Raw genomic sequence first — 26,004 nt, forward strand, 5'->3', positions numbered from 1 at the left:
CCGGGACCGGCCCCGCCGGATCAGCCGGAATGGCCCGAGGATTCCCGTTCCACCACACTGAACGGCACGTCGTAGCGGCGCGGAGGTTCGCTGTCGCCCGCGATACGGCCGAGCACCCACGCATGGGCCTGCCGGGCCATGTCGGCCACGTCGGTCTCGACCGTGGTCAGGGTCGGCGTCGCGTAGGAGGACTCCATCGCGCTGCCGATCCCGATGACCTCGACATCCGTCGGCACGGTGAGCGAATGATGCCGCAGCGCGTGCAACGCGCCCAGCGCGAGGGCGTCATCGAGGGCGACCAGCCCGTCGAACGGCACCTCGGGGCCGACGAAGGCGGCCATGGCGTGGTAGCCGGCACCGCGGGTGGCCGTTTCCGCCACCACGCCCAGATGTGCGTCGGTGAGCAGGTCGGCGATCGACCCGCCACCTCGCGCACTGGCCGAACCGATCGGCAGCGGCAGGCCGAGCAGCTCCCGGGTCCCCAGGATGGCCACGCGTCGGCGCCCGTGCGCACGCAGCAGGGCCACAGCGGCTTCCGCCATCCTCGCGCAGTCCGCGATGACCTGGTCGAAGGGCAGGGGCAGTGCCCGTATGCCCATCAGCACGACCGGAGTCGCCGCGACCGCCCCCGCTGCCGCCTCGCCCAGCGCGACCGGTGCGAGGATCGCGCCGTCGGCGACGCCCGAGTCATTGCGCAGGATCCCGAGCTCACGCTCGGGGTCACCACCGGTCGGTTCGAGCACCACGTCCTTCCCGCCGGTTTCCGCGACGTCGATGAGTGCGGCGGCGAGGGCGGCCTGGAAGCCCGACGCGAGCTGGGGCAACGCCAGTGTCAGCACACCGGTGCTCTCCGAATTGAGCCGCCGCGCGGCCGGGTTCGGCCGGTAGTCGAGCTCTTCGATGGCCGCCAGAACGCGTCGGCGGGTGCTCTCGCGCACCTGCCCCACACCGTTGACGACCTCGGAGACCGTCTTGATGGAGACCCCGGCTGCCGCCGCGACGTCGCGCATGCGGGTGACACGTCCCGGTCCCGCCCCCCGTACCGGGCCCGCGTCCTCACCCCGTGACACGTGTGGACTCCCTCTCGATCAGGCGGAAGTCGACCGTGGAACGCCGTGGCGGCACCTTCTCGGCAGCCGTCCGCTCCACACGGTCGGCGATCAGGGCCACGGCCTGTTCGGCGATCGCCTGCCCGCCCGGGTCCACGGTGGTGAGCGTGGGGTAGCTGTACGCACTCTGCTCGATATTGCCGAACCCGACGACGGCCAGGTCCTCGGGCACCCGGCGCCCCGCTGCGTGCAGCGTGCGCAGTGCGCCGAGGGCGAGTCTGTCCCCGAGCGCGAAGAGGGCGTCGACCTCCGGCAGATCCAGCCGCAACGTCCGCAGCGCACCGGCGTCGGACCCGAAGGCGACCACATCGGTCGAGACGATGTGGCTCTCCGGAAGAGTGATCCCCGCATCCGCCAGACCGGCCATGAACCCCCGGTACCGGCCGTCGTACTCGGCGGGCCACTGGGTGTCCCCCGGTCTGATCACCGCGGGCCGCCGCCGTCCGGTGGCGAGGAGGTGCTGTGCCACACACCGCCCCGCTGCGAAGGTGTCCGCGGTGACCGAGTCGATGGCGTCCGACCGTACGGAGGCGCTGGCCAGCACCAGGGGTGCCGTACCCGACATGGCCCGGAAGTCCTCCTCGGTCAGGGAGACCGCGGCCAGGATGATGCCGTCCACATGTCTGAGCTGAGGACTCGACGGGACGGAACGCTCACGTTCCAGATCACCCTGCGTCTGCACGACGACGACGGACATCCGGCGGCGCCACGCCGCCGCGAGCACGGCGTCGGCGAGCTCCCGGAAGTAGGGCACGGTCACATCCGGCAGTGCGAGGCCGATCACCTGTGTCCGGCCCGAACGCAGCCTTCTGGCAGCCACATTGGGGTGGTAGTCGAGCCGCTCGATCGCCTCCGCCACCCGGGTACGCGTCGACTCGCGGACCGGCACACTGCCATTGACCACGTTCGAGACGGTGCGGATCGAAACCCCCGCCAACGCGGCCACATCACGCAGGGTGGCCGTGCGGTGCGCCCGTTCCGCTGCGGACCGCATCGGCCATGCACGCTCCACGGACGTCAAGCGCGCCCCTTTCTCCCGAGTAGCGCCACCACCATAAGCGACGCCGGACCCGCCACGACCCGGTGGGTGACGGTGCGGCGTCGGCCCCTCAGGGCCACCGTCCCGCATCCGGAGGGTCAGTGCTCCTTCTCACGGTCTTCCGCGTTGCGTTGACGATCCGTGAAGCCGTGTCTAGGGTCTGCCAACGGTTACCGTAACCGTTGCAATCCTCCAGGGGAGCCACCCCGATGAGCAACCAGACAGACGCAGGGGCCCTGAAAGAAAGGTCCTCGATGATCGATGTATCCGCAGCTGCGAGCAGTGGGAGCTGGCGCGCCCTTCATGTGGAGAAGCGAACACTGCCCGAGGGGTCACACATCATCCACCTGCCGGCCCCACCGGGGATCAGGATCAACATTCACATGAACGTGGTGGGCATCCGCGACTATCAGCGGCCGGCGAAGAAGGAGATCATCGCTCTGCCGGACCAGGTGTGCATCACGCCTCCGGAGCAGGAGCGAACCGTGATCGTCAGGTCGGTGGAGAACAGGACCACCACACTGGCCAGCCTCACGGTGCCGGTCGAGTGGTTCAGCCACCTCTCCGAGGACGGAGGTGATGAACCCAGCACATCAGAACTGCAACGGCTGCGGGCCGAGGGCAGGACCGATCCCGTCCTCGCCGCGGTGGTAAAGGCAACCCTGACGGCACACGAGGCCGGCGCGGACGATCTGTACGCGGGCTCGGCCGCGCAGTTCATCGCCGCGCACCTCACCGCCCCCCGTGCGGCGAACGACACCAAGCCGGCCGGTCCGCTCGGCCAGGGGCAACTGGACACCGTCATCTCCTACATGCGGGAGAACATCACAGACCCCATCACGCTCGACGATCTGTCCTCCCTGATCTCCTACAGCCGTTCACACTTCGCGCGCTGCTTCAAGGCGACCACCGGATGTACGCCCTACCGGTACCTCACCAACATGCGCATCGACATGGCGCGCGGATACCTGGAGAGCGGTGGCGACACCATCCTCCACATCAGCCGACGCTGTGGCTTCTCCGACTCCAGGAACTTCGTCCGAAGTTTCCACCGAACCACTGGATGCACACCGTCGGAGTACCGATCGGCGCGCGCCTGAGGGAGACCTCCCCGATCGGCCCCCTCACCCCCCTCACGTGGATCCCGGCACGGAGGTTGACATCGCCCAGACTTAATTTCTACTGTTTAGCAACCCCGAGGAGGACGCCATGAGCCGGACCTTGGAGCTCCTGGAGTCGCGGGTGAACGACCGTACGCAGTGGCATTTCGTGGTGCTCAGGGATGCCGATCACCTCGCGGTGGGCGAGTGCTCCGACTCCCTCCATCCCTCGAAGTTGGTGGCCGAACTGGCTCTTCTCGCTCCGCGGTTGCGCGGGCGGGACCTGCTGGCCGAGCGCACCGACATCGTGGACACGCTCGCCCGGCGGGTCGGTACACAGGCCCGCCCGGGGGCGTTCATCACCGCGACACTCATGGGCGGTGTGGAGCAGTTGCTCCTCGACCATGCCGCACAAGCGGCGGGTCAGCCGGTCTGGAAGTGGCTCGGCGGCTCGGCCCCCGACCCGGTGAGTGTCTATGCCAACATCAACCGCGTACCGGGCGGACGCGAAGCGTGGGAAGTGGCCGCGACCGCGCTCCGGGCGGTGGCGGCCGGCTACTCGGCGGTGAAGTGCGCACCGTTCGATGTCGCGGAGAGCGGTCAGCCGCTTCCCGCCACCGGGCTGGGCCGACTACGGGCGATCCGCGAGGCGGTCGGTGACAGCGTCGAGCTGAAGGTGGACTGTCATGAACGGCTTTCCGCCGAGGAGGTGCACGCCCTGCTGCCCGCGCTGGAAGATCTCGGCATCGGATGGCTGGAGGACGCGGTCGCCATCGACCATGTGGAGGAGCTGCGTGCGTTGCGGGCCGCCACGACGATCCCGCTGGCGGGCGGCGAATTGATGTTCCACCCCGCGGAGGCCGGTATCGCCGTCTCCGAGCACCTGGTCGATGTGCTGATGCCTGATGTGAAACACGCGGGCGGCATCACACAGGTGCTGTCCATCGCGCGATCCGCACCACAGCTCGCCATCTCGCCGCACAACCCCTCGGGGCCGGTCGCCACCGCGGCCAGCGCCCAGCTGATGGCCGTCTGCCCCAACGCCACCGAGTTGGAGTACCAGTTCGGCGAGACGACCTGGCGGTCCGATCTTGTCGGGGGTCTCGAACACGTCGCGGACGGCCGACTGCACCTCGATGACCGCCCGGGCCTCGGCCTCACTCTCGACACAAGACACCCCAGTCTTCGCGTCCTGTGGTCTTCCACCCTGTAGAGGGAGCGTGATGTCCATGCCCCAGCCACTGTTCCGGCGCGTGCCCGTGCGACGAGGCGCGCTCGCCGTGGCGGTCCTGACCTGCACGGCGCTCACCTCGAGTTGTCGATTGGCCGTCGATGAGGAGGGGGCCGGAAGCCCCGGTGGAGGCGGTGTGCTGAACATCGTCCAAAGCGCCGACGTCGCCCCGAACACCTTCCTGTCCCAGAACAATCCGAACTTCGCGGTCATCAGGACCGTGTTCAACACCCTGACCGAGTACGACCACACCACTCTCAAGCCCAAGCCGCAGCTGGCGACCGGCTGGAAGATGTCCGCCGACCACACATCGGTCACACTGCGGCTGCGGGACGATGTGACCTTTCACTCCGGGCGCGCGTTCTCCGCCGATGACGTGATCTTCACCATCAAGGCGATGCGACGTGACGATGTGACCTCGCAGTTCAAGCATGTGGCCAAGGCGATCACCACCATGAAGGCCGACGATGACCACACAGTCACCCTTCATATGGCGAAGCCGGTGTCGAACCTGTTCAACCTGTTCGAGGTCATGCCCATCGTGGACAAGGCCACCTTCGACGATCTCCTGGCCGGGAAGAAGTTCATCGGGACGGGCCCCTTCAAAGTGGCCAAGTACACCCCCGGTGCCGGACTGGAGCTCAAGAAGAACGACCACTACTGGAAGAGCGGACGACCGTATCTGGACGGGGTCAACATCAACGTCCAGAGCCAGTCGCAGTCGATGAAGTCCTCCCTCAGGTCCGGCCAGAGCCAGCTGGCCCTTGATCTCGCGCCGCTCGACACGGTCTCCCTCAAGGGCGACCCGAACTTCAAGGTCGTCGCCTCCGACGCCGCCGATGCCGCGTATTACATCGGCTCCAACGTCACGACCCCGCCCCTGGACAAGCCGGAGTTCCGGCAGGCCATCGCGTGGGCCATCGACCGCGACCGCATCCTCGAACAGGTGCTCGCCGGTATCGGTCAGACCAGCTCCCTGCCGTGGTCGCCCTCCTCCCCGGCGTTCGACAGGAGGAAGGCCCACACCTACCACCGCGATATCGACAAGGCCGGAAAGCTCATCGCCCGGGCCGGTGCCAAGGGCGCGTCGGTGAACATCGCCTTCAACTCGGGTCTGCCGACGAACCAGTCCATCGCCGAGATTGTGCAGTTCGATCTGAGGAAGGCCGGTCTGAAGGCGAAGCTCATGCCACTTCAGGCAGCCGACTTCTTCGGCAAACTGGCCGGTGGCGGGCTACCGGGCCTGTTTGTCAACGTCCATGGCTTCGGCCAGCTGAACCCCTCGACACTCGTCAAGGGCGCGTTCCCGTTCAACGCCGACAAGAACGCCTCCAACTTCGACTCCGACGAGTACCGCGCCCTCGCCGAGCGGCTCTGGACGACACCGCCAGGGCCAAAGGCCGACGCCGCTCACACCGCGATGAACGACTTCCTGCTTGACCAGCAGTTCGTCGGCGATCTGGTGGTCAGCTCACACACCTTCACGATCTCCACGAAACTCAAGGGCCTCACCTACAACATGTACGACTACCTCGACCTCGACGACGCGTATCTGACGAAGTGAGTACACCGCGATGCTGCGATACGCCTTCAAGCGACTGCCCTCGGCGGTCCTCGTGCTGGCAGTGGCGTCGGTGCTGGTCTTCACCGTTCCCCGGCTCGCGAAAGGCGACGCGGCGGACGTCCTGGCCGGGCCCGACGCCACCCCCGCCACGGTCACGGCGGTACGCCATGACCTCGGCCTGGACCAGAACGTCGTCGCCCAGTACCTCGGGTGGATGCGCGGTCTGCTCACGGGCGACCTCGGAACCTCCTACGTCCGCCGGCAACCCGCGGCCGAGGCCATCGGTGCCGCACTCGGCCAGACGGTCACCCTGACCCTCGGCGCACTCGCCGTGGCGGTCCTCCTCGGTGGCGCCGCCGGGATCGTCCTCGGTGTCAGCCGCAACCGGGTGCTGACCAAGCTCACCAGTGCGCTGGTCTCCCTCGCCTTCGCGATCCCGCCGTACGTCAGTGGTGTGCTTCTGGTCCTGCTCTGCGCCGTGACGGTCAGAGTGCTCCCCGCGGGTGGCTATATGCCCCTCGCCCAGGATCCCGAGATCGCCGTCCAGTACCTGCTGATGCCCGCGGTGTGTCTCGCCCTGCCCACCGCCGCGGTCCTCGCGAGATTCCTGGCCGCCTCCATCCGCCAGGTCCAGGACGAGGAGTTCATCCGCACCGGCCTGGCGAAGGGGCTGCGGAGAGGTCGGCTGGTCCGGGCACATATGATTCCGCATGCACTGCCCCCGGTCCTGACCGTGCTCGGCATCCAGGTCGGCCAACTCCTCGGCGGCGCCATCGTGGTCGAGGCCATCTTCGGCTGGCACGGTATCGGGGACCTGCTGGTGACCTCGGTTCTCAACCGCGACTACGTCCTCGTCCAGGATCTGCTGCTGTTCACCGTCGCCGTGTTCGTCGTGGTCCAGACCCTCACCGATCTCGCCCAGGCCGCCGTTGACCCGCGCGTCCGACTGGAGGCGTGATGACCGCCGTACCCACCACCCCGACCGCCACCGCCACCGCCCCGATGGCCGCCGAACGGTCCCGCTGGGCCAGGGCGCTGCGCCATCCCGAGACGATCGCCGGGATCACCCTTGTCGCGGTGCTCTTCGCCCTCGGCTTCCTCGCGCCGTGGACAGCGCCGTACGGCGTCGACGCCCAGAGCGGCGACAGCTTCGCCGGGGTCAGCTCGGCGCATCTGCTCGGCACCGACGAGTTCGGACGAGATGTCTTCAGCCGCGTCCTCTACGGCATCCGGCAGGATGTTGTGGTCGCCGGTGCCGCCGTTCCGCTCGGCGCCCTGCTCGGCACCCTCCTCGGCCTGCTGTGCGGGCTTCACCGCTTCGTGGACTCCATCGTCCAGCGGCTCTTCGACGTCATGCTCGCCTTCACCGCCCTCGTCCTGGGGGTCGCCGTGTCCGCCACCGCCATCGGTCCCGGGATGATGGCGATCACGGTCACCGTGGTCCTCGTCAACGTCCCGGTGTTCGGGCGGCTGACGCGGTCGGCGGTGCGGTCCCAGCGCGGCCGCGACTACGTGGTCGCGGCCGAGGTCGTCGGCGCGGGCCGGGCGCGGGTGCTGCTGCGCCACATCCTTCCCAACGCGCTGGACGCACTGATCGTGCAGGCGGCCCTCAGCCTGTCCATGGCGGTGTTCATCGAAGGCGCGATGAGCTTCGTCGGTATCGGTATCCGCCCTCCGGCGCCCTCGCTGGGATCGCTGCTGCGGACCAGCGCCAGCTTCCTCAACCAGAACCAGTGGTACGCGCTCGGCCCCATCGTCGTGGTCACCGCGCTGGTGCTGGGGTTCAACCTCATCGCCGACGGCCTCAACCGAGGGTTGCTGCGCCGATGAACACGTACTCACGCGGAGCCGAGATGGCCACCCTGGACGGCATCACCAGCATCGTCACCGGCGCGGCACATGGGATCGGCCGCGCCATCGCCACCCACCTCCAGGAGCTGGGCAGCCAGATCGTGGCCGTCGACATCGACGACGCGGTCACCGCCGACACGTCGTGGCGCGCGGTCGTCGGGGACATCGCCGACACCGGCGTGCAGGACGAGTGCCTCCAGGCCGCCACGGCCCTGCCCGGCACCCTCGGCGTACTGGTCAACTGCGCGTTCGCCGAGGAGCGTGCGACTCTGTTGGACAGCACCGGCGAGGGCTGGGAACGCACCCTGGCCGTCTCGCTGCACGCACCGGTCGCGCTCAGCCGCCGGTTCACGGCCGCCCTGGACTCACGTCCCGGCTCCATCGTCAACGTCACCTCCGTCCACGCGTTCGGTGGTGTACCGGGCTTCGGCGCGTATGCCGCGGCCAAGGCGGGACTTGTGGCGTTCACCCGCAACGCGGCGGTCGAGTGGGGGCCACGGGGGGTGCGGGTCAACGCCGTGGCACCAGGTTTTGTCGCGGTCGAGCGCAATGCCCGCATCTGGCGCGATCCCGCGCGGCTGGCCGGTGTGGTGGACCGGTATCCGCTGCGCCGGGCCGGTGAACCGGCGGAGGTGGCGCGCTGCGTCGCGTTCCTCGCCGGGCCCGGCGCCTCGTTCGTCACCGGAGCGGTCCTTCCCGTGGACGGTGGACTGCTCGCCCGGCTTCCCGAGGAGGATCGCTCATGACCGACCCCGTACTCCACGTACGCGACCTCGCCACCCACTTCGGTACGGAGCGCGGTGTCGTCCGAGCGGTCGGCGGTGTGACGTTCGACGTCCGGGCCGGTGAGACGCTCGCCCTGGTCGGTGAGTCCGGCTCGGGCAAGTCGGTGACCGCCATGTCCCTGATGCGCATCGTCCGGCCACCGGGGCGCATCGTCTCCGGTGAGGTGATCTACCGCGGGCGGGATCTGCTGGCCCTCTCCGACCGGGAGATGCGCGAGGTCCGCGGGGCCGGTATCAGCATGGTCTTCCAGGATCCGATGTCGTCGCTGAACCCGGTGATGCGCGTGCGTGACCAACTCGTCGAGGCGATGCTCGCCCACGGCAATTTCACCGGTGCGGGGGCCCGGGCCCGCGCCCTGGAACTGATGGAGCGCGTCGGCATTCCCGACCCCGGCGCCAGGCTGGCGGACTATCCGCACGCCTTCTCCGGCGGGATGCGCCAGCGGGTGATGATCGCGATGGCACTGGCCAACGAGCCGGACGTCATCGTCGCCGATGAACCGACCACCGCGCTCGACGTCACGATCCAGGCGCAGATCCTCGAACTGCTCGCTCAGCTCAACCGCGATCTGGGCACGGCGATCGTGCTCATCACCCATAACCTCGGTGTGGTGGCACGCTCCTGCCAGCGGGTGGCGGTGATGTACGGCGGCCGGATCGTGGAACAGGCGCCGGTCGACGAGCTGTTCGCCCGGCCCCGGCATCCCTACACCCGGGCTCTCCTCGCGGCGACACCGCACCTCACCACCTCCCGCCACTTCCCGCTGGTGCCCGTCGAGGGGCGCCCGCCGGACCTCATCGCCCCCATACCGGGCTGCGCCTACGCACCACGCTGCGTCGCGGCGGTGGAGCGGTGCCACGAGCAGCCACCTCTCTTCGGCGATGAGGACGGCCGGGAGTGGGCCTGCTGGGTCTCCGGTCAGGAGGGTGTACTGCCACCACCTCCCCCGGTGACACCGGCCGCGCACCACCTCGCCGACCGCGGTGGCGAAAAGCCACTGCTGGCGGTGGAGGGCTTGGTGAAGACGTTTCCGGTGAGGACGCGCACCGGATCACTGCGCCGGAAGACCGTCCATGTCAGCGCGGTCGACGGCATCGACTTCTCGATCGCACCCGGTGAGACACTCGGCCTGGTGGGCGAGTCGGGCTGCGGGAAGTCCACACTCGCCAAGACCCTGCTGGGGATCCATCCGGCCACCTCGGGGACGGTGCGCTACGAGGGCCGGGACGTCGGTGTGCCGCGCGGTGGCGACCTGCGGTGGTACCGCGGCCGGACACAGTTGGTCTTCCAGGATCCGATGTCGTCTCTGAACCCGCGCCTCACCGTCGCGGACGCCGTCGGCGAACCTCTTGTGGTGCACCGGCTCGCGCGGGGCGACGAGGCGAAAAAGCGAGTGGCGGACCTCCTCGAACTGGTGGGTCTGGACCCGGGCGTGGCGTCGCGCTACCCCCATGAGTTCTCCGGCGGCCAGCGGCAGCGCATCGTCATCGCCCGCGCTCTCGCGGTGAATCCGCGGCTGCTGGTCTGTGACGAGGCGGTCTCCGCACTCGATGTGTCGCTGCAAGCGCAGATCGTGAATCTGCTCCAGGACCTCCAGCGGCGTCTGGGGCTCGCCTACCTCTTCATCGGCCACGACCTGGCGACCGTACGGCATATCTCGCACCGGATCATGGTGATGTACCTGGGCCATATCGTTGAGTCGGGTCCCTCCGAGGAGGTCACGGCGGACCCGCGGCATCCGTACACCGCGAGTCTGCTGTCCGCGGTGCCCGAGCCCGATCCGGTGCGTGAGCGGAACCGGGAGCGCATCGTGCTGACCGGCGACGTGCCGAGCCCCCTCAGCCCGCCGCCCGCCTGCCGGTTCCATACCCGCTGCCCGATCGGGCCGCGTGCCAGGCCGGAGCGGACCATCTGTGCCACCGAGCGCCCGTCCCTCACCGAGGTGGCGCCCGGCCGGTACACCGCGTGCCACTTCCCCGGTGAACTGACCGGCGGCGGGGCCGCTATGACGCGGACTCCGGTGGCGGCCCCGTCAGGAGAGCCGTCATGACGGCGGCCGCCGCCGTACGCACCGTCCAGGACGCACATCTGGAAGGGCGCGGTATCGTGACCGTCGACCTGATCACATACGGCGAGACGATGGTGTCTTCGAGAATGGGCCGTGGCGACTGGGAGGGGCTACCCACCCGTGCCGAGATCGACCTGATGCGGGGCGATGATGTACTCCGCTGACGCCGACGGCCAGGAGCACCCCGCACGCCCCGACGGCGGCCCGCCGCCCAAGGTGGCGCGCTCCTCCGACACCGGTCCCGAGAGCCTGCGCCGCCGCAACATGGCACTCGTCGCCAGGACACTGCTGCACCGCGGCCCGGCGGCACGCTCGGAGATCGCACACGCCACCGGGCTCAGCGCGACAAGCGTCACCAAGATCACCGCCCAGATGGCACGCGCCCGCATGGTGGTGGAACTCGGCGCGGTGTGCGGAGGCGATATCGGGCGACCCCGCGTACCCGTGGCCCTCGACACCTCCTACTACCGGTTCGTCGGTATCCACATCGGTATGCGGCGCATCACCGGCGGCCTCCTCGACCTCGCGGGCAATGTGGTCGTGGAACACGCGGTCACACACCGTGGACGCACACGGAAGGCCATCCTGCGCGAGGCCCGGGAACTGCGCGACCAGCTCCGGGTACTGGCCGGGGGGCCGGACCGGATCCTGGGCACGGGGGTGGCCACCGGTGGCCGCGTCGATCCCCATACGGGGGTGGTCGTCGACCACCCCCTCATCGGTTGGAAGGACGTCCGGCTGCGTGACGAACTCGACATCGGGGATCATCCGGTGTTCGTCGACAGCAGTGTCCGCGCGATGGCCCTGGCCGAGACCTACCTCGGTGTCGCGCGCGACACCCGTTCCTCACTCTTCCTGTTCATCGGCAACATCGTGGGCGCGGGTCTGATGGTCGACGGGCGTCCACGGCTCGGCCACGACGCCGCGGCGGGGACCATCGACCACCTCCCGTTGGGGCGTTCCGTCGACGGCACACAGTGTCGGTGTGGACGCGGCGACTGCCTGGCGGCGTTGGGCAGCGACGTCGCCGTGCTCGAACGGGCGCGCCGGGCGGGCCTCGTGCGGCCGAACGCCTCCTTCGAATCACTGGTCGCGAAGTCCCGGTCCGGGAGCGCGGAGGCCGCGGAACTGCTCCGGGAGCGCGCCGAGTTCGTCGGCATCGCCGCCGGTATCGTGCTGGATCTGTTCGACCCCGATCTGCTCGTCCTCGGCGGCGGTCTGCTACAGACCCCGGAACATCTCGACTCGCTCCGTGCCGCGGCGGCCGACCGGCTGAGCCGCCCCGAAGCGGCCGACCGCATCGTGCCCACCGGTCTGGGCGAAGGCGCCCTGGTCCGGGGATCGGGCAGCCTGCCGATGCACTCCTTCTTCTCCGATCCGGTAGCGATGCTGCGCACTCCGACCGGCGGTTGACGCCGCAGCCGAGGGACCCGCTGCCCGACCGCCACAGACCATCCGAGATGACCCGACAGAAGAGGCTCGTTTCCCGTGTACTTCCAGGAGCTCGGTACCTTCGCCTCCCTTCCGCTCGCCGAATTCGAGCCCGGCTCCACCGACCTGCCGCCGACGGACACCGTCGCCTGGCGGCTGTCCTACGACTGGAAGGCGGCGCCGGAGCCGTTCGCGTGGCTGTGGCACACGTTCCTGGACACCGTGTCGGCCGCCGAGGTCCGCGCGGTGGTCATCGGGCGCTGGTGGCACGATGCGGTGATCGACGATCGCGAGGCGTACGCGTACCACGAGAGCGCACGATCGGTCGTCGACCTGCTGTGTGCTTCCGCCCCTCGGCTGCCGGCGCTGCGGGGGATCTTCCTCGGCGATGTGACCCCCGAGGAGAGCGACCTGTCCTTTCTGCGGATGTGCGATGTCACCCCGCTGCTGGAGGCGTTCCCGCTGCTCGAGGAGTTCACCGTGCGCGGCTGCTCGGTGCACCAGGAGGACATGGGGCAGCTGTCCTTCCGTCCGGTGCGCCATGGGCGGCTGCGGGCGCTGCGGTTCGAATCCGGTGGACTCTCCGGTGAGCTCGTACGGAACGTGGCCGCCAGCGAACTCCCCCGGCTGGAACATCTCGCGCTGTGGCTGGGCGAGGAGTACTACGGGTGCGACGCCACCATGGCCGACCTCGCTCCGATCCTGGCCGACGGCCGCTTCCCCGGACTGCGCCACCTCGGCCTCCAGAACAGTGAGTTCCAGGACGAGATCGCGGTCGCGGTGGCCTCCTCCCCGGTCGTTCCCCGGCTCACCGCCCTCGATCTGTCCCTGGGCACACTCAGCGACGCGGGCGCCGAGGCGCTGCTCGGCGGTCAGCCGCTGAACCATCTGAGGCGGCTGAACCTCCATCACCACTATCTGAGCGCGGAGATGGCGGACCGGGTGCGCACCGCGCTGGAGCGGCACGGCGTCCAGGTGGATCTCTCGGATGGGCAGGAGGCGGAGGTGTTGCCGACCGGGGAGGTGTTCCGCTACGTCGCCGTCGCCGAATGACGCGCGCCGCGCCGTGCGCGGCTTCGAGCCCGGCGAGAACTGGTTCTGGAACATCGGGACGGCGAGTACGGCGCCGGGCCGCGGTTGCGCCCGGCCGTCGGCCCGAGGGGTTCAGCCCCGGCCTCCGGCCAGCTGCGGGTCCGTCACTCCGCCGGGGCAGGCCAGCCGCTCGATATCCCATCCGGCCCGCCCGGCACCGGCCCGGTACGCGCTTTCGTAGAAGGCGAGGACGGCGGCGCGGGGATCGCTCTCGGCCCGGGCGTCGTCGTACCGCAGTACGGCGAGGTGGCTGCCGTCCCGCGCGGCCCAGCGCGCCGCCGCGGGCTCGAGGGGCTCCTCGGCCAGCCGCGCGGGCTCCGGAGCGGTGTAGGAGTAGAACGCGGGCTCGGCGAAGACGTCGTCCCCGAACCAGAAGCCGAAGCTGATCACGTCCCGGGAGTACGCCTCCCGGGTCACCGGGTCGACCTGCGGCGGCTGGTCGACGTGGTGCTCGGAGAAGCGGGTGTGGGCGATATCGAAGGTGTGCCAGAAGTGGTGCACCGGGCTGACCTTCCCCGAGAAGCGCGCCGCGAATTCCTCCAGCACCGAGGCCACCTGGCTGAGCACCTGCCAGTAGCGGTGGGCGTGCCGGGCATCGTAGGTCCGGTGCTCGGTGTCCTCGGCGAATGGCCGGGCGGTGTCGGGCAGGTCGAACGGCCTGGGGATGTCGAGCCGCACCCGGACGCCGAGCGCGCCCAGCGCGTCCAGGAGCGTGTGGTGGAAGGAGGCCACCGACTGGCCGATGAGCGGGATGGACATCGTCCGGCCGTCCAGCGTCGCGACGATCAGCTGATGTCCGACGAAGTCGAAGTCGATGGTGAAGATCGGGTTACCGTCGAGCTGTCCCATCGGCCGGGTGGTGGTACCGCGCCCGGTGAGATGGAACGGTACGTTCCACCAGTGGTTGCGCCGGGCGCTCGCCGCGAGGCGGATCTTCCCGACGACCTGTGCGAAGCGGTGGACCGTTTCCTTGGTGTCACGCCACTCGGCGAGCGGGATCGGCGGGAACAGCTCCATCGTCAGCACCTTCCGCTTCCCGCCCGGCGCTCCTGACGGCCGGCCCGGGGCCTGATGACCATCATGACCACGCGGGACGGGCACGGCACTTCGTCCAGCTGGACCGGGTCACCCCGATGCCCCGGCGTTCCCACCCGGTCGGACCATGCCACTGGCCCCACGGCGTGGACGCCGACGGGGCGGCGTACGCCGACGCGGTGTCGGGGTACGCCGCCCTCGGGCGGGACGGTTCGCGGGAGGCGGCCCGCGCTGCCACGGCGGCTACTTCGGGTCGCGGTTGTACTTCGCGGCCGACCAGAAGTAGCCGAGCACCGCGAGCCCCAGACACCAGACGACCGCGAGCCACCCGTTCCCGCCGATCTCGCTGCCGAGCAGCAGCCCCCGCAGCGTCTCGATGGCGGGTGTGAACGGCTGGTACTCGGCGATCGGCTGGAACCAGCCCGGCATCGCGTCGACCGGGACGAAGGCGCTGGAGAGAAGCGGCAGCAGGATCATCGGCATCGCGTTGTTGCTGGCGGCCTCGGCGTTCGGGCTGATCAGGCCCATGCCGACGGCGACCCAGGTGAGCGCCGTGGCGAAGAGCACGAGCAGCCCGAACGCCGCCAGCCACTCCAGGACTCCGGCATCCGTGGACCGGAAGCCGATGGCCACGGCGACGGCGCCCACGAGGACCACGCTCATGACCGACTGCAACACACTGCCGACGACATGTCCGACGAGCACCGCACCGCGGTGGATCGCCATGGTGCGGAAGCGGGCGATGATGCCCTCGGTCATGTCGTTGGAGACGGACACCGCGGTCCCGACCACGGTGCCGCCGATGGTCATCAGCAGGATGCCCGGGACGACATACGCGATGTACTCGGAGCGGTCCGCACCGCCGCCGATGCCCGCGCTCATCACATCGCCGAAGACATAGACGAAGAGCAACAGCAGCATGATCGGGGTGAGCAGCAGATTCAGCGTGAGGGACGGATAGCGGCGCGCATGCAGCAGGTTGCGGCGCAGCATCGTGGTCGAGTCGCGTACGGCGAGGGACAGGGCACTCATCGGACGGCCTCCTTGGGCTGGTTGGTGACGTCGGCGCCGCCGGTCAGGGCGAAGAACACATCGTCGAGATCGGGGGTGTGCACGGTCAGCTCGTCCGCCTCGATACCGGCCGAGTCCAGCCAGTCGAGGAGGGAGCGCAGCTCACGCTGGCTGCCGTCGCTGGGGATCTGGAGGGCGAGGGACTCGTCGTCCCGGGTGACCTCGCGCAGGGCGACGGCGGCGCTCTGATAGGCGGTCGGGTCGGTGAAGCGGAGGCGGACATGTCCGCCGGGGATGAGCCGCTTCAGCTGCTCGGCGGTGCCCTCTGCGGCGATCTCGCCGTCGTTGAGCACGGCGATCCGGTCGGCGAGTTCATCGGCCTCCTCCAGGTACTGCGTGGTGAGGAGGACGGTGACGCCGTCGGAGACGAGTTCGCGGATGATCCGCCACATGTTGTGGCGCGAGCGCGGGTCGAGGCCGGTGGTCGGCTCGTCGAGGAAGATGATCCGCGGGTTGCCGACCAGCGTCATGGCGATGTCCAGGCGGCGCTTCATTCCGCCGGAGTAGGTGGCGGCCGGCTTCGACGCGGCCTCGGCCAGGTCGAAACGGTCCAGCAGTTCGGTGGCGGTGCGACGGCCCTCGCGGCGGGAGAGGTGGTGCAGGTCCGCCATGAGGAGCATGTTCTCCTCGCCGGTGATCAGGCCGTCGACGGCGGAGAACTGGCCCGTGACACCGATCGAGGCGCGCACCGCCTGCGGATCGGCGGCCACGTCGTGGCCGCCGACGCGCAGTTCACCGGCGTCGGCGGTGATGAGCGTGGAGAGGATCTTGACGGCGGTGGTCTTGCCCGCGCCGTTCGGGCCGAGCAGGGAGAAGATCGTTCCCTCCGGGACGGCCAGGTCGACTCCGTCGAGTACCACCTTGTCGCCGTAGGACTTGCGCAGCCCGTTCGCCGCGATGGCCAGGTTGGTCATGATGGGTGCTCCTCAGTGGCTGCTCAGTGGCCGCTCGGTGGCTTCGGGTCAGAGGCTGCGGGCGGCGATGTCGCCGTAGGCGGTGGTCGCGTGGATGGTCAAGTCGGCGGCGCCCTCGGTGTTCTTGAGCGCGTTGTGGATCCGGCCGTAGCTGGTGCCGGCGTCCAGTGAGGCCGAGACTCCGTGGGCGGCGCCGACCGATACATCACCGGCCTCGGTGCGCAGGGTGACCATGCCGCGCATGGCCTCGGCGATACGGATGGCGCCTCTTCCGGTGGTGATCTCCGCGGGGCCGTTGAGGCGGCCGACCGAGATATCGCCGTCGAGGGTGGTGAGGCGGGCACTCGCGGCCTCGTCGAGTTTGATCGAGCCGTGCGAGCCTTCGAAGACGAAGTCGCCGAACCGTCCGACGGCCCGGAACTCGGCGCTGGCCGCCTTCGCCTCCACCCGGGAACCGGCGGGCAGCCGCACTGTCACCTCGATGGATCCGGAGGGGCCGAGGTACTGGTTCTTCGCCGAGGCCTCGATCCGCAGGACGCCGTCGGCGTATTCGACCCTGGTCTGCTCCGCCACCTTCACATCGCGGCCCTTCGAGGCATCCGCGGGCACCACCTCGACCACGGTGTCGGCCCGGTCGGCGGCGATGAACTGGACGCGTCCCGCGGGGATGTCGAGGACGGCGGTGATCGGGGCGGTGGTGTCGAAGGTCTGCATCGTGCTCTCCCGTTGCTCGTTGTTTCGAACACCAGAAACGCTACGTTGCATTCACGAATCCCTCAAGCTCTTCGTTGCATGCAGCCTATATATTTCCAGCTCACAGCCTTGCAATCGTTGCAATAGGTCTGGAGATTAACGCAACAACGGCGCACCGTTTCGTTGCAACGAGCAGAAGTGGACGCTACGCTGAGGGCATTGCGGAGCGCGAAGGAGATACACGATGCCGGGAGGCAGGCTCACCCAGCAGGAACGTCAGCAGATCGCGCTGGGGCTGGCCGACGGCCTCCCCTACGCGGAGATCGCCAGACGTATCGACCGTCCGACCTCCACCGTCACGCGTGAGGTGATGCGGAACGGCGGCCCCACCGCCTACCGCGCCGATCTGGCCCATCGCGCCACCGAACGCCGCGCCCACCGCCGCCGGCAGGCCACGCCCCAGGGGGCGGAGGCGCCCGCGCAGGCCCACGGGCGCGACGCCGAGGCCGTGCGCGAGTACGAGGAGGTCTTCACCACTGTCCTCATGCAGTCGGGCGTGCCCAAGATGATGTCCCGGGTGCTGGTCTGCCTCTACACCACCGACGCGGGCAGCCTCACCGCGTCCGAGCTCGTCCAGCGTCTCCGGGTCAGCCCGGCGTCCATCTCCAAGGCGATCACGTTTCTGGAGAGCCAGAGCCTGGTCCGCCGGGAGCGCGACGAACGCCGCCGCGAGCGCTACATCGTGGACGACGAGCTCTGGTACCAGGCGATGCTGGCCAGTGCCCGGTCCAATGCCCAGCTCGTCGAGACCGCACGGCAGGGCGTCGGCATCCTCGGCCCCGACACCCCGGCCGCCGCCCGCCTCGAGAACATCGCCCGCTTCCTCGACTTCGTCAGCGAGAGCATCACCCGCGCCGCGGAGCAGGCCCGCGAGGTCCTCTACACCAACGCCGAAACGTCCGCGGATCACGGCGCGGGCCCCGCCGCCCGGACCGGTGACGGAGCCGGGCGGAGGGACTGGCAAGAGGACGCGGATCAGGTGCGGTAGGCGTAGTACGCGGAGTTCGGGTAGGACGCGATGATGCTCGCCAGCGACCGGCGGTAGGTGTTGCTGGAGTGGTACGTCAGATACGGCACGCCCTGCGCGCTGCGCTGCGTGACGATCATGGTGTGGTCCTTGGACCCGTCCTTGTCGAAGTCGACCTGGAGCACATCGCCGACGTCCATCTGGTAGACGTTGGCGAGGCTGGTGACGCGCTTGGAGTTCAGCGCGAACCAGGACCACTCGTTGACACCGACGAACGAGTCGGACTGGATGTCGGCGTTGCCGAACCACTTGGTGTAGTCGTACACATAGCCGGGCGCGTGCTTCCAGCCGCCCGCCTTGAGGGACTGGCTGACGAAGTTGGTGCAGTCACCGCCCGCGCCGTGCCCGTTGAAGTTCGGGTAGGCCGGGTTGTAGTTGCTCCAGTACTTCTCCGCGTAGGCGGCCATCGCCTTGTAGTCGTAGCCACCGGCATTGAGGTTCTTGGGCTTGGCGGGCGCCGGCCGGGTGGTCGCGGCCCGGGGGGCCGACGGCATGTCGTCGTCGGCGGTGGTGGCGGCCACGCCCTTCGGCTTGAGGGGCTGGTTGACGGCGAGGTAGCCGTCGTCGGTCTCCCGGATACCGGTCAGCCGCCAGTCGCCGCCCTCATTGGCCCGGAAGGTCAGCTCGTGGTGCGCCTGGAACCCGGTGGTCTTCGGCTCATCGCCGCGGACCTTCTTGTACACCAGCTTCGTGGTCTCCGTGACCCTGACGACGGCCTTGCGGCCGTGGACCCGGGTGCGGTCCAGGGTGACGGAGGTACCGCCCTCGCTGTACTTCTCGCCGTACTTCGCGAGCCGGTCCCTGCGCTCACCGAGCTGGCCCAGGGCGCTGTCCTCGGTGCGGGCGCTCCCGGAGGAGAGTGCGACCTTGCCGGAGAAGCCGTCGGTCAGCGGCCCCTTCCCCTTGCCCGGCTTGTCGACCAGCGCGTTGGTACGGTCGGTGAAGACCGCGTCGGCCAGCCGCTGGAACGTGGCCTTCGTCTTGGCGTCCACCTCGGGCTCGGCCGTGGTGGACGCACCCGCGCTCCAGTTGGGCAGCAGGGCCGCTCCCGCGACGACCGAGGCGGCAGCCGCCGTGACTATCGTCGCTCGGCGCCGCGTGTGGCTCAATCTTGTTGACTTCACTGAAGTTTCTCCTCTATCCCCCGGCGCAGGTATGCCTGGGTAGAGGGAATATTGCACGCCGTGTGTGGCTTATGTGAAGGGGTCACCGCCCTGGCCGCAAGGGAGTTACCCGACCGTCATCACCACCTGCCGCACCGATGACGTCCGGCCAGAAAAGTATTGACGCGCGCCTGACAAGTCAAGATTCCCGTGGCACGCTGCCTCACGCACGTCTATCCGCACCGCTCTTCGTTCCCCCACCCTGCCCGGACGCGCGACCGGTCCTGGCACGGCAGAAGGAGACATGCGTGAGACGCCATCGCACCGCCGCGGGCATTCTGCTGGCCGTCGGAGCCCTGTTCGCAGGCGGCCTCCTCAGTCCCGGCGCGGCCAACGCGGCACCGCCCGAGCCGGTCTCCGGACCGTCGGTGGCGGCCCGTACCGCCTCGGCCGCCGAACAGCACAAGGCCCGCACCTTCTGGACCCCCGAGCGGATGCGCGCGGCCACCCCGCTCGATCTGCTGCTGACCCCGCGGGCCGCCAAGCGCCTCAGGGCCCCGGAGACCGGCGGGCGGTCGACGACCGTCGAACCCACCGCCGCCCCCGCCTCCTTCCCGCAGGCCGGTGGCCCGTGGACCGGTGGCGGGACCGTCGTCTCCACCTCGGGCCGGGTGTTCTTCAGCTTCCAGGGGCGGACCGCCTCCTGTACCGGCAACGCCGTGACGAGCCAGAACTCCAGCACCGTCATCACCGCCGGGCACTGTGTGAAGTACCAGGGCAGCTGGCACACCAACTGGGTCTTCGTGCCCGGCTACAACAACGGCAACGCGCCGTACGGCCAGTGGGCCGCGGCCAAGACACTCACCACCCCGCAGTGGGAAGCGACCGAGGACATCAACAACGACGTGGGCGCGGCCGTCGTCGCCCCGCTGAACGGCCAGAAGCTCACCTCGGTCGTCGGTGCGCAGGGAGTCCAGTTCAACGGTGGCTACAACAAGAAGATGTACTCCTTCGGCTTCCCGGCCGCCGCGCCGTACGACGGTACGAAGCTCATCTATTGCAGCGGCAACAGCGCGAAGGACTTCCTCTTCACCCAGGACCACAGCCTCGGCTGCAACATGACGGGCGGCTCCAGCGGCGGCCCCTGGCTCACCGACTTCAGCGAGACCACCGGCACCGGGTTGCAGGTCTCCGTGAACAGCTTCGGCTATGTGTTCCTGCCGAACACGATGTTCGGGCCGTACTTCGGTGATGTGGCGAAGGCCCTGTACGAGAAGGCCCAGACCTCCTAGGCAACCGATCGCGGGTCACCACGGATCGATCGCGCTCCGAGGGGTTGCGGTCCTCTGCCGCACCGTGCGTCGCGTCTCGCGTGGCGTCGGCAGCTGATCGCAACCCCACCCGGTGACCGCCGCGACGGCGCAGATCAGACATCCCTTAGTCTGCGGGAGAACGCTCGCTCCGGCGGGTGCGGCCATGCCATCTCCAGACCAAGGAACAGTCGTTGAGTGCGGACACCCCGGCCCAAAGCCCCGAAGAGCTCCTCGCCGAGGGGCGCCGGCTGCTCGATGCCGCCGACCACGACGGGGCCGAACCACTGCTCTGTGCCGCGGCCGGGTCCGGTGCGCCGGAAGCCGCCGCGGCGTACGGCGACTTGTGCGTCGCCACCGGCCGGATCGACGAGGCCGTGCCATGGCTCGAACGCGGCGCCGAGGCGGGACTCGCGGCGGCCGCGCGCAAGCGTGCCGTCATCGCCAAGGACCGTGGCGAGTGGGAGACGGCCGAGCGCTGGTACCGCGGTGCCGCGGAACACGACGGCGACTGCGCCTTCGGCCTGGCCAATCTGCTCGAGGAGGGCGGAGACCTGGCGGGGGCGGCGCAGTGGTACCGCCGTGGCTCGGCACTCGGCAGCCTGGCCTGCACCACCAATGGCGCGATCCTGATGGCCAGGAGCGGCCTCCGGGACGAAGCCCGTGAGCAGCTGTGGGAGGCGGTCGCCGCCGGTGATCACGTCGCCGAGCACGCGCTGGACGCCATGGACGACGCCGAGAGCCGGATCGCCGCGTACGAGGACGGTGTGGCGGACGCCGACGACCCCGACGAGGCGTTCGACGCCATCGAGGACCTGCGGTACGAGACGGAGATCTTCCGCGCCTACCCCTGGCTGCTCGACGCCGCGGAGAAGGTCTACGAAGAGGCCGCGGAGCTCGGCTGTGACGACGCGCTCGTGGATCACGCGCTGCTGATCGAGGGCGAGCAGGGCCGCGTCGAGGAGGCGGCCGCCTTGCTCCTGCGCGCCTTTGAACGGGGCAGCATGCGCGCGGCCCGCGTCCACGCCGTCGGATACGCGGGCCGTGGCGAGCTGGCGGCGGCCGAGGAGTGGTACCTCAAGGCGGCGGAGGGCGGTGACGCAACGGCCCAGCGGAACCTGGGATCGCTCTACACGTACCAGCGCCGCCTGGACGAGGGGTACGTCTGGCTGGAGCGGTCCGAGTGCGAGGGCTACGAGGAGCGGCTCGCACATATCGAGGAACTCCGGGACGAGCCGGACAACATCCTCGGTGCGGAGGACGAGGCGCGGCTGCTCGCCCTGCGTCCACGCGCCGCTGACGGTGATATCGGCGCCGCCACCGAGCTGGCCGGTCTGCTCGCCCGCAAGCGGGAAGTGCCGGAGGCCATCGCCTGGTACGAACGGGCCTTCGCGGCCGGTGACTCCGGGGCCGGGCTCGCCCTCGGCCGGATACTCGACGCCCACGGCGCCCGGACCGAACACCTGCTGAGCTACTACCGGCCCGCCACCGAGAACCCCGGTCTGGCGCGGGAAGCCACCGATGAACTCGGGCAGCTCCATCTGCGCAGCGACGACACGACCGGGGCGGAGCGCTGGCTGCGCCGGGCCGCCCGGCTCGGCAGTGGTCAGGCGGCCTGGTGGTGCGGCGACCGCTCGGAGGACTACGGCGACAAGCAGGAGGCGGTCCGCCTGTGGCAGCGGGCGGGCCGGGCCGGACACGGTATGCCCGCCTTCAAGGCCGGCCGCGCGCTGTTCCTGCGCGGTGACACCGCCGACGCGGAACCCATGCTGCGACTCGCGTACGAAGAGGATGTGCCGGAGGGCGCGTACTGGCTCGGCCGCACCCTGCGTGCGCTCGGGCGGCTGGACGAGGCGGAGACCTGGCTGCGTACCGCCGTCGCCATCCACGGCCATGTCCGGTCCCGCTACTCAGGATTCATGCTCACCTCGCTCTTCGACCCCCGGCTGGCGCTGGCCGAGCTGCTGTACGAGAAGGAAGCGGATGACGCCTGCCGTCAGCTGCTCGACACGATCCTGGAGGGCACTCCCGGCCACCGGGCGGCGCACCGCCTCTACGCCCGGGTGATGGCGCGCCACGGCGACACCGAAGCGGCCCGCGCCCATCTGCGGGAGGCGGGCGCACAGGACCCGGAGGCCCTCGACCGTCCCGGGGTCAGTGCCGAGGAGGTCGTACGGATCGTACGTGCCGCCGCCAACGGGGGCGTGTGACCCGGCGGTTCGCCATGCCGCGTGATCACCCCGGGCGCTACGGGCGGCGCTCGCGGAGCCGGACCCGGCCGCCCCGGGCGGGGACGAGCGTCACCGCCACGAGCCGCGCCGGTTCCAGGGGGCCGGCCGGCTCGGGGACGGCCGCCGCGAGGATCTCCCTCAGCACGGTCTCGATCTCGAGCTGGGCCAGCGACACCCCGATACAGCGCCGCACACCGCCGCCGAACGGTGTGAGTGAGTAGGGCGCCGGATCGGTGCCCAGGTGGCGCTCGGGCCGGAAGTCGTCCGGCCGCGGCCACAGTTCGGGGTCGAGGTGGGTGAGCGGGAAGAGCGCCGCGACGAATGCGTGTCGCGGCACCGGGTGGCCGCCGAGCTCCGTGTCCTGGGCCGCGGTGCGCATGGCGTTGTAGACGGCGGGGCGCAGTCGGCCGGACTCCTTGACCGTGGCCTTCAGCAGTCGGTCCGAGCCCGCGTCGAGGTCGGCGATGAGGTCGTCTCGGACGGCGGGGTGGTGGGCGAGGAGATGCAGTGTCCAGGCGATCGTGGTCGCCGTGGTCTCGTAACCGGCCAGCACCAGACCGGTCAGCTCGTCCAGGAGCTGTGCGTCGTCCAGCCCGGCCCCGTACTCGTCGCGCGCGTCGAGCAGCATGGACAGCACATCGTGGCGCCGGGCCCGGTCGGGCGCGGCCCGTCGTGCGGCGATCTCCTCCCGGGTCAGCTCCCGTACCGCCGCGCGGAGCCGGTGGAAACGGCCGCCCGGGGAGAGCGGCCCGAGATCGCGCCGCATCGGCCCGGGCAGGAAGAGCACGGCGAGATTGCCCGTGCCGACGAACGCGTTCAGCGCGTGCCGGAAGGCCGCGGCCCGGCCCGGGTCCGTCAGGCCGAAGACGACCCTGAGGATGACGTCGAGCGTCAGCCGCTGCGCCCACGGCCGCACCGGCACACCGTCGCCGGACAGCAGATCGGGCAGTCCGGCGTGCACCATGTCCCGTACGCGCTCCGTCCAGCAGGCGATCCGCGCCCCGTGGAAGGGAGGCAGCAGAAGCTTGCGACGGCCCAGATGCAGGGGTGGCGGTGTGCAGATCAGCGATCCGGCGCCGACCGCGGGCGCCAGCAGCGCGGCGGCGTCACCGCCGGTGAACCGCTCGTGGTCGGTCAGCACCGCCCGGTTGGCCGCGGCGTCGGCCGCGCATACCAGGGCGCCGCGGTACGGGTACGCGCGGAGCGAGAACACCGGCCCGAACCGCCGCCGCAGGGAGCGCGCGTAGCCCTGGGGGTCCAGCAGCATCCGGGTCGTCTGCACGGCCCGCGGCGCACCGGCGGCGGGTGGGAAGCGCCGGGGGTCCCACAACGGCTCCCGGGTGAAGGCATCGCTCATGGCCGGTGGCGCTCCTCGGAACGGACGGTGGACACGGGGAAGGTGAGGCCGGTCCGGCCCGGCTCAGCCGACCGGGACGGTATGCCAGGGTCCCGCCGGGTCGTCGTAGACGGCGGCATAGCGGTCGGTGGCGATGGGGGCCTGGAGGACCGGGTCCGGAATGGCGAACGCCGCCACGAGGGTGAGCGCGTGGGGGGCCAGTCCGGCACTGACACGGTCGACGGCGGGCGCCAGATCGCGGACGGCTTCGGCGGTGAGGTGCCCATCCGCCAGCAGCAACCCCGCGTAAGGGGTGAGCCGTTGGAGTACGAACAGCTGGAAGACCTGCTCGAGCAGGCTCCGCGTGGCGTGGTCGTCGACGCGCCCGGCGGCGGCCAGGAACGCCTGGGCGGCCCGCCGGGCGGCATACGCGTCGACGAGGTCCAGGGCCGGGTTCACCGCGTGGTTCCAACGGTCCATCGGGCCGGCACCGGACATGCTGAGGCGGCCGCGGGCATGCCGGAGGCAGTACAGCTCATGGCGCACGAGCAGATCGAGCAGGAAGGCGCGGTCGGTCAGCTCGCCGGTCCGCGTGGCGGGGGCCGCGGGCGGGCTGTAGCCGCGCCCGGTCAGCATGTCGGCGGCGGCCTTCGTCCAGATGACCAGGTTGTCCCCTTCGGCCGTGATGGTGCTCTCGATCGGGGTGAGCAGATCGACGATGCGGTTGGCCGACAGCAGCCCCTGGGCGCCGCAGCGTTCTCGGCACTCGATCACGATGTCCCGGGCCTGCCAGGTGATCCAGCCCTTCGCCACCGCGACGAGCACCTCCGCCTCGGCCGACTCGGTGTCACCCCGACCCGCGCAGCGCCGGGTGGTCTCGCGCAGCAGGAACGTGGCCGCGTAGGCGCGGGCCACCGCCCCGATGAGCCTGGTCTGGTGGCAGCGGTAGGCGAAGACCGGGACGCCGGATCTGCTCGCCGGAGCGAAGGTGTGCCGCCGATGGCCGTACCGCACCGCGATGGCGAGGGATGCCCGGGCTCCGCCCAGCGCCGCCGCGCTCAGGCAGAGTTTGCCCGTGGTGACGCGCTGGATGGACCGCAGGAACCGGCGGCGCCGACTGCCGATCCTGCTGTGGAACGCCCCTTCGCCGGTCAGCTCCGCGTGGTCGCCGGCCAGCAGCGCCGTACGCGGAAGCGTCACTCGGTCGAACGAGGTGATGGCGTGGTCGACCGCCGACCCGGGCGTCTCCGAGAGAGGACGCACCCTGATACCGGGCAGCGGCCCCTGTGCATCGCGCAACGGCACAAGGAACAGGAACACGCCGCAGTTCTCGCCTCGCACGATCAGCCGGGCCGCGACCAGCCCGCTCTTGCACCCGCCGACGGGACCGGTATTGGGCATGAACTTCTGGGCGGCGAACGACGGGGTGTGCAGGACGAAGGTGTCGCTATCCGGCCGGTAGGTGGCCGTGGTCTCCAACTCGGCGGCATTGTTCCCATAGCCGAGCTCGGTTATCAGCACGGTGCCGTACCGCCGCAGCCGGGTGAATGGTACGAGGTCCACCGTGCGTCGGGGGTCGAGGCGGAGCAGGCTGCCCAGGAACAGGTTGTAGTGGATGGTCGCCAGTGTGGTCAGTGTGCCGTCGACCACGCCCAACCACTCATGGAGTGATACCAGTCGATCGGTTTCCGAGACCAGATCCTCGACGGAATCGATTTCTTCGTTCACCATCCGCAGCCGCCGATAGGCGAGTTCGGAGCGCTCTGCGGGCGACAGTCCGTCGCGGTAATGGAAAATGTCCCGACGGAAAAGCTCCGTCCAGGGTCGGTGCAGATCGTCGAAACGTCTGTCGAAGAGCACCTCGGTGAGCAGCGGTATCCGTACCCGCTCCGCCGGGACCGCGGTGCCGTCGGCCGTGGCGCCCGTTTCCGCCACCGCGATCACGTCCACAGC

22 protein-coding genes are annotated in these 26,004 nt (G+C 69.8%); 13 read left to right on the forward strand and 9 right to left on the reverse strand.

From position 1 onward, the window contains the following. Positions 1-20 precede the first annotated feature (20 nt). Positions 21-1,010, reverse strand: coding sequence for a LacI family DNA-binding transcriptional regulator (locus AB0C66_RS14440; protein WP_362437112.1), 990 nt, complete (start codon positions 1,008-1,010; stop codon positions 21-23). A 46-nt stretch (positions 1,011-1,056) separates the two neighbouring features. Beyond that, the gene (locus AB0C66_RS14445; RefSeq protein ID WP_362437114.1) at positions 1,057-2,103 is read right to left on the reverse strand and encodes a LacI family DNA-binding transcriptional regulator; all 1,047 of its coding nucleotides are present in this window, start codon (positions 2,101-2,103) and stop codon (positions 1,057-1,059) included. 428 nt (positions 2,104-2,531) lie between these two features. Here AB0C66_RS14445 and AB0C66_RS14450 point away from each other — a divergent pair, with 428 nt between their 5' ends. The 10 genes from AB0C66_RS14450 (at position 2,532) to AB0C66_RS14495 (ending at position 13,232) form a co-directional block, all read left to right on the forward strand. Continuing rightward, positions 2,532-3,248, forward strand: coding sequence for an AraC family transcriptional regulator (locus AB0C66_RS14450; protein ID WP_362437116.1), 717 nt, complete (start codon positions 2,532-2,534; stop codon positions 3,246-3,248). A gap of 109 nt (positions 3,249-3,357) precedes the next feature. Beyond that, a complete protein-coding gene (locus tag AB0C66_RS14455) occupies positions 3,358-4,461 on the forward strand; it encodes a mandelate racemase/muconate lactonizing enzyme family protein (protein ID WP_362437118.1) in 1,104 nt (367 codons plus the stop codon). 40 nt (positions 4,462-4,501) lie between these two features. Then, the gene (locus AB0C66_RS14460) at positions 4,502-6,043 is read left to right on the forward strand and encodes an ABC transporter substrate-binding protein (protein WP_362437120.1); all 1,542 of its coding nucleotides are present in this window, start codon (positions 4,502-4,504) and stop codon (positions 6,041-6,043) included. Between the two features lie 10 nt (positions 6,044-6,053). Next, positions 6,054-7,001, forward strand: a complete 948-nt coding sequence (locus AB0C66_RS14465) for an ABC transporter permease (RefSeq protein WP_362437122.1) — start codon at positions 6,054-6,056, stop codon at positions 6,999-7,001. Continuing rightward, positions 7,001-7,873, forward strand: coding sequence for an ABC transporter permease (locus tag AB0C66_RS14470; RefSeq protein ID WP_362437124.1), 873 nt, complete (start codon positions 7,001-7,003; stop codon positions 7,871-7,873). The genes AB0C66_RS14465 and AB0C66_RS14470 overlap by 1 nt, the downstream gene beginning before the upstream one ends. Further along, positions 7,870-8,640, forward strand: a complete 771-nt coding sequence (locus AB0C66_RS14475) for an SDR family oxidoreductase (protein ID WP_362437126.1) — start codon at positions 7,870-7,872, stop codon at positions 8,638-8,640. The genes AB0C66_RS14470 and AB0C66_RS14475 overlap by 4 nt, the downstream gene beginning before the upstream one ends. Further along, positions 8,637-10,730: an ABC transporter ATP-binding protein gene (locus tag AB0C66_RS14480; protein ID WP_362437128.1), complete on the forward strand. Its 2,094-nt coding sequence runs from the start codon at positions 8,637-8,639 to the stop codon at positions 10,728-10,730. The genes AB0C66_RS14475 and AB0C66_RS14480 overlap by 4 nt, the downstream gene beginning before the upstream one ends. Continuing rightward, complete coding sequence (locus tag AB0C66_RS14485) at positions 10,727-10,912, forward strand: hypothetical protein (RefSeq protein WP_362437130.1); 186 nt, start codon at positions 10,727-10,729, stop codon at positions 10,910-10,912. Before AB0C66_RS14480 ends, AB0C66_RS14485 begins: the two co-directional genes overlap by 4 nt. Beyond that, on the forward strand, positions 10,896-12,161 hold the full coding sequence (locus AB0C66_RS14490; RefSeq protein WP_362437132.1) for an ROK family protein: 1,266 nt from the start codon (positions 10,896-10,898) through the stop codon (positions 12,159-12,161). Before AB0C66_RS14485 ends, AB0C66_RS14490 begins: the two co-directional genes overlap by 17 nt. A 75-nt stretch (positions 12,162-12,236) precedes the next feature. After that, on the forward strand, positions 12,237-13,232 hold the full coding sequence (locus tag AB0C66_RS14495) for an STM4015 family protein (RefSeq protein ID WP_362437134.1): 996 nt from the start codon (positions 12,237-12,239) through the stop codon (positions 13,230-13,232). A gap of 111 nt (positions 13,233-13,343) precedes the next feature. On the opposite strand, the gene AB0C66_RS14500 is transcribed toward AB0C66_RS14495, so the two are convergent. The 4 genes from AB0C66_RS14500 to AB0C66_RS14515 all read right to left on the reverse strand — a co-directional run bounded on the left by AB0C66_RS14500 (position 13,344) and on the right by AB0C66_RS14515 (position 17,005). Then, positions 13,344-14,288, reverse strand: a complete 945-nt coding sequence (locus AB0C66_RS14500) for a DUF5996 family protein (protein ID WP_362437136.1) — start codon at positions 14,286-14,288, stop codon at positions 13,344-13,346. 261 nt (positions 14,289-14,549) lie between these two features. Then, positions 14,550-15,338: an ABC transporter permease gene (locus AB0C66_RS14505; RefSeq protein ID WP_362437138.1), complete on the reverse strand. Its 789-nt coding sequence runs from the start codon at positions 15,336-15,338 to the stop codon at positions 14,550-14,552. After that, entirely contained in the window at positions 15,335-16,291 is a 957-nt protein-coding gene (locus tag AB0C66_RS14510; protein ID WP_362437140.1) for an ATP-binding cassette domain-containing protein, read from the reverse strand. Before AB0C66_RS14510 ends, AB0C66_RS14505 begins: the two co-directional genes overlap by 4 nt. Before the next feature lie 48 nt (positions 16,292-16,339). Next, positions 16,340-17,005, reverse strand: a complete 666-nt coding sequence (locus AB0C66_RS14515; protein WP_362437142.1) for a DUF4097 family beta strand repeat-containing protein — start codon at positions 17,003-17,005, stop codon at positions 16,340-16,342. A 223-nt stretch (positions 17,006-17,228) separates the two neighbouring features. Between AB0C66_RS14515 and AB0C66_RS14520 the strand changes: the two genes are divergently transcribed. After that, positions 17,229-18,032: a helix-turn-helix domain-containing protein gene (locus AB0C66_RS14520; protein WP_362437144.1), complete on the forward strand. Its 804-nt coding sequence runs from the start codon at positions 17,229-17,231 to the stop codon at positions 18,030-18,032. Here AB0C66_RS14520 and AB0C66_RS14525 read toward each other — a convergent pair. Next, entirely contained in the window at positions 18,020-19,180 is a 1,161-nt protein-coding gene (locus AB0C66_RS14525; protein WP_362437145.1) for an amidase domain-containing protein, read from the reverse strand. The genes AB0C66_RS14520 and AB0C66_RS14525 overlap by 13 nt on opposite strands. A 302-nt stretch (positions 19,181-19,482) precedes the next feature. Here AB0C66_RS14525 and AB0C66_RS14530 point away from each other — a divergent pair, with 302 nt between their 5' ends. Continuing rightward, a complete protein-coding gene (locus tag AB0C66_RS14530; protein WP_362437147.1) occupies positions 19,483-20,466 on the forward strand; it encodes a peptidase in 984 nt (327 codons plus the stop codon). Positions 20,467-20,678: 212 nt separating this feature from the next. After that, positions 20,679-22,694 (forward strand): tetratricopeptide repeat protein, encoded by a 2,016-nt coding sequence (locus AB0C66_RS14535; protein WP_362437149.1) that lies wholly within the window; start codon positions 20,679-20,681, stop codon positions 22,692-22,694. Positions 22,695-22,731: 37 nt separating this feature from the next. Here the strand turns inward: AB0C66_RS14535 and AB0C66_RS14540 are convergent, their stop codons facing one another. Both AB0C66_RS14540 and AB0C66_RS14545 read right to left on the reverse strand, forming a co-directional pair. Beyond that, complete coding sequence (locus tag AB0C66_RS14540; RefSeq protein WP_362437151.1) at positions 22,732-24,072, reverse strand: cytochrome P450; 1,341 nt, start codon at positions 24,070-24,072, stop codon at positions 22,732-22,734. Positions 24,073-24,135: 63 nt separating this feature from the next. Further along, on the reverse strand, positions 24,136-26,001 hold the full coding sequence (locus AB0C66_RS14545) for an acyl-CoA dehydrogenase (RefSeq protein ID WP_362437153.1): 1,866 nt from the start codon (positions 25,999-26,001) through the stop codon (positions 24,136-24,138). Positions 26,002-26,004: the final 3 nt, after the last annotated feature.

Source organism: Streptomyces sp. NPDC048636, from assembly GCF_040650655.1.
Lineage (GTDB): Bacteria > Actinomycetota > Actinomycetes > Streptomycetales > Streptomycetaceae > Streptomyces.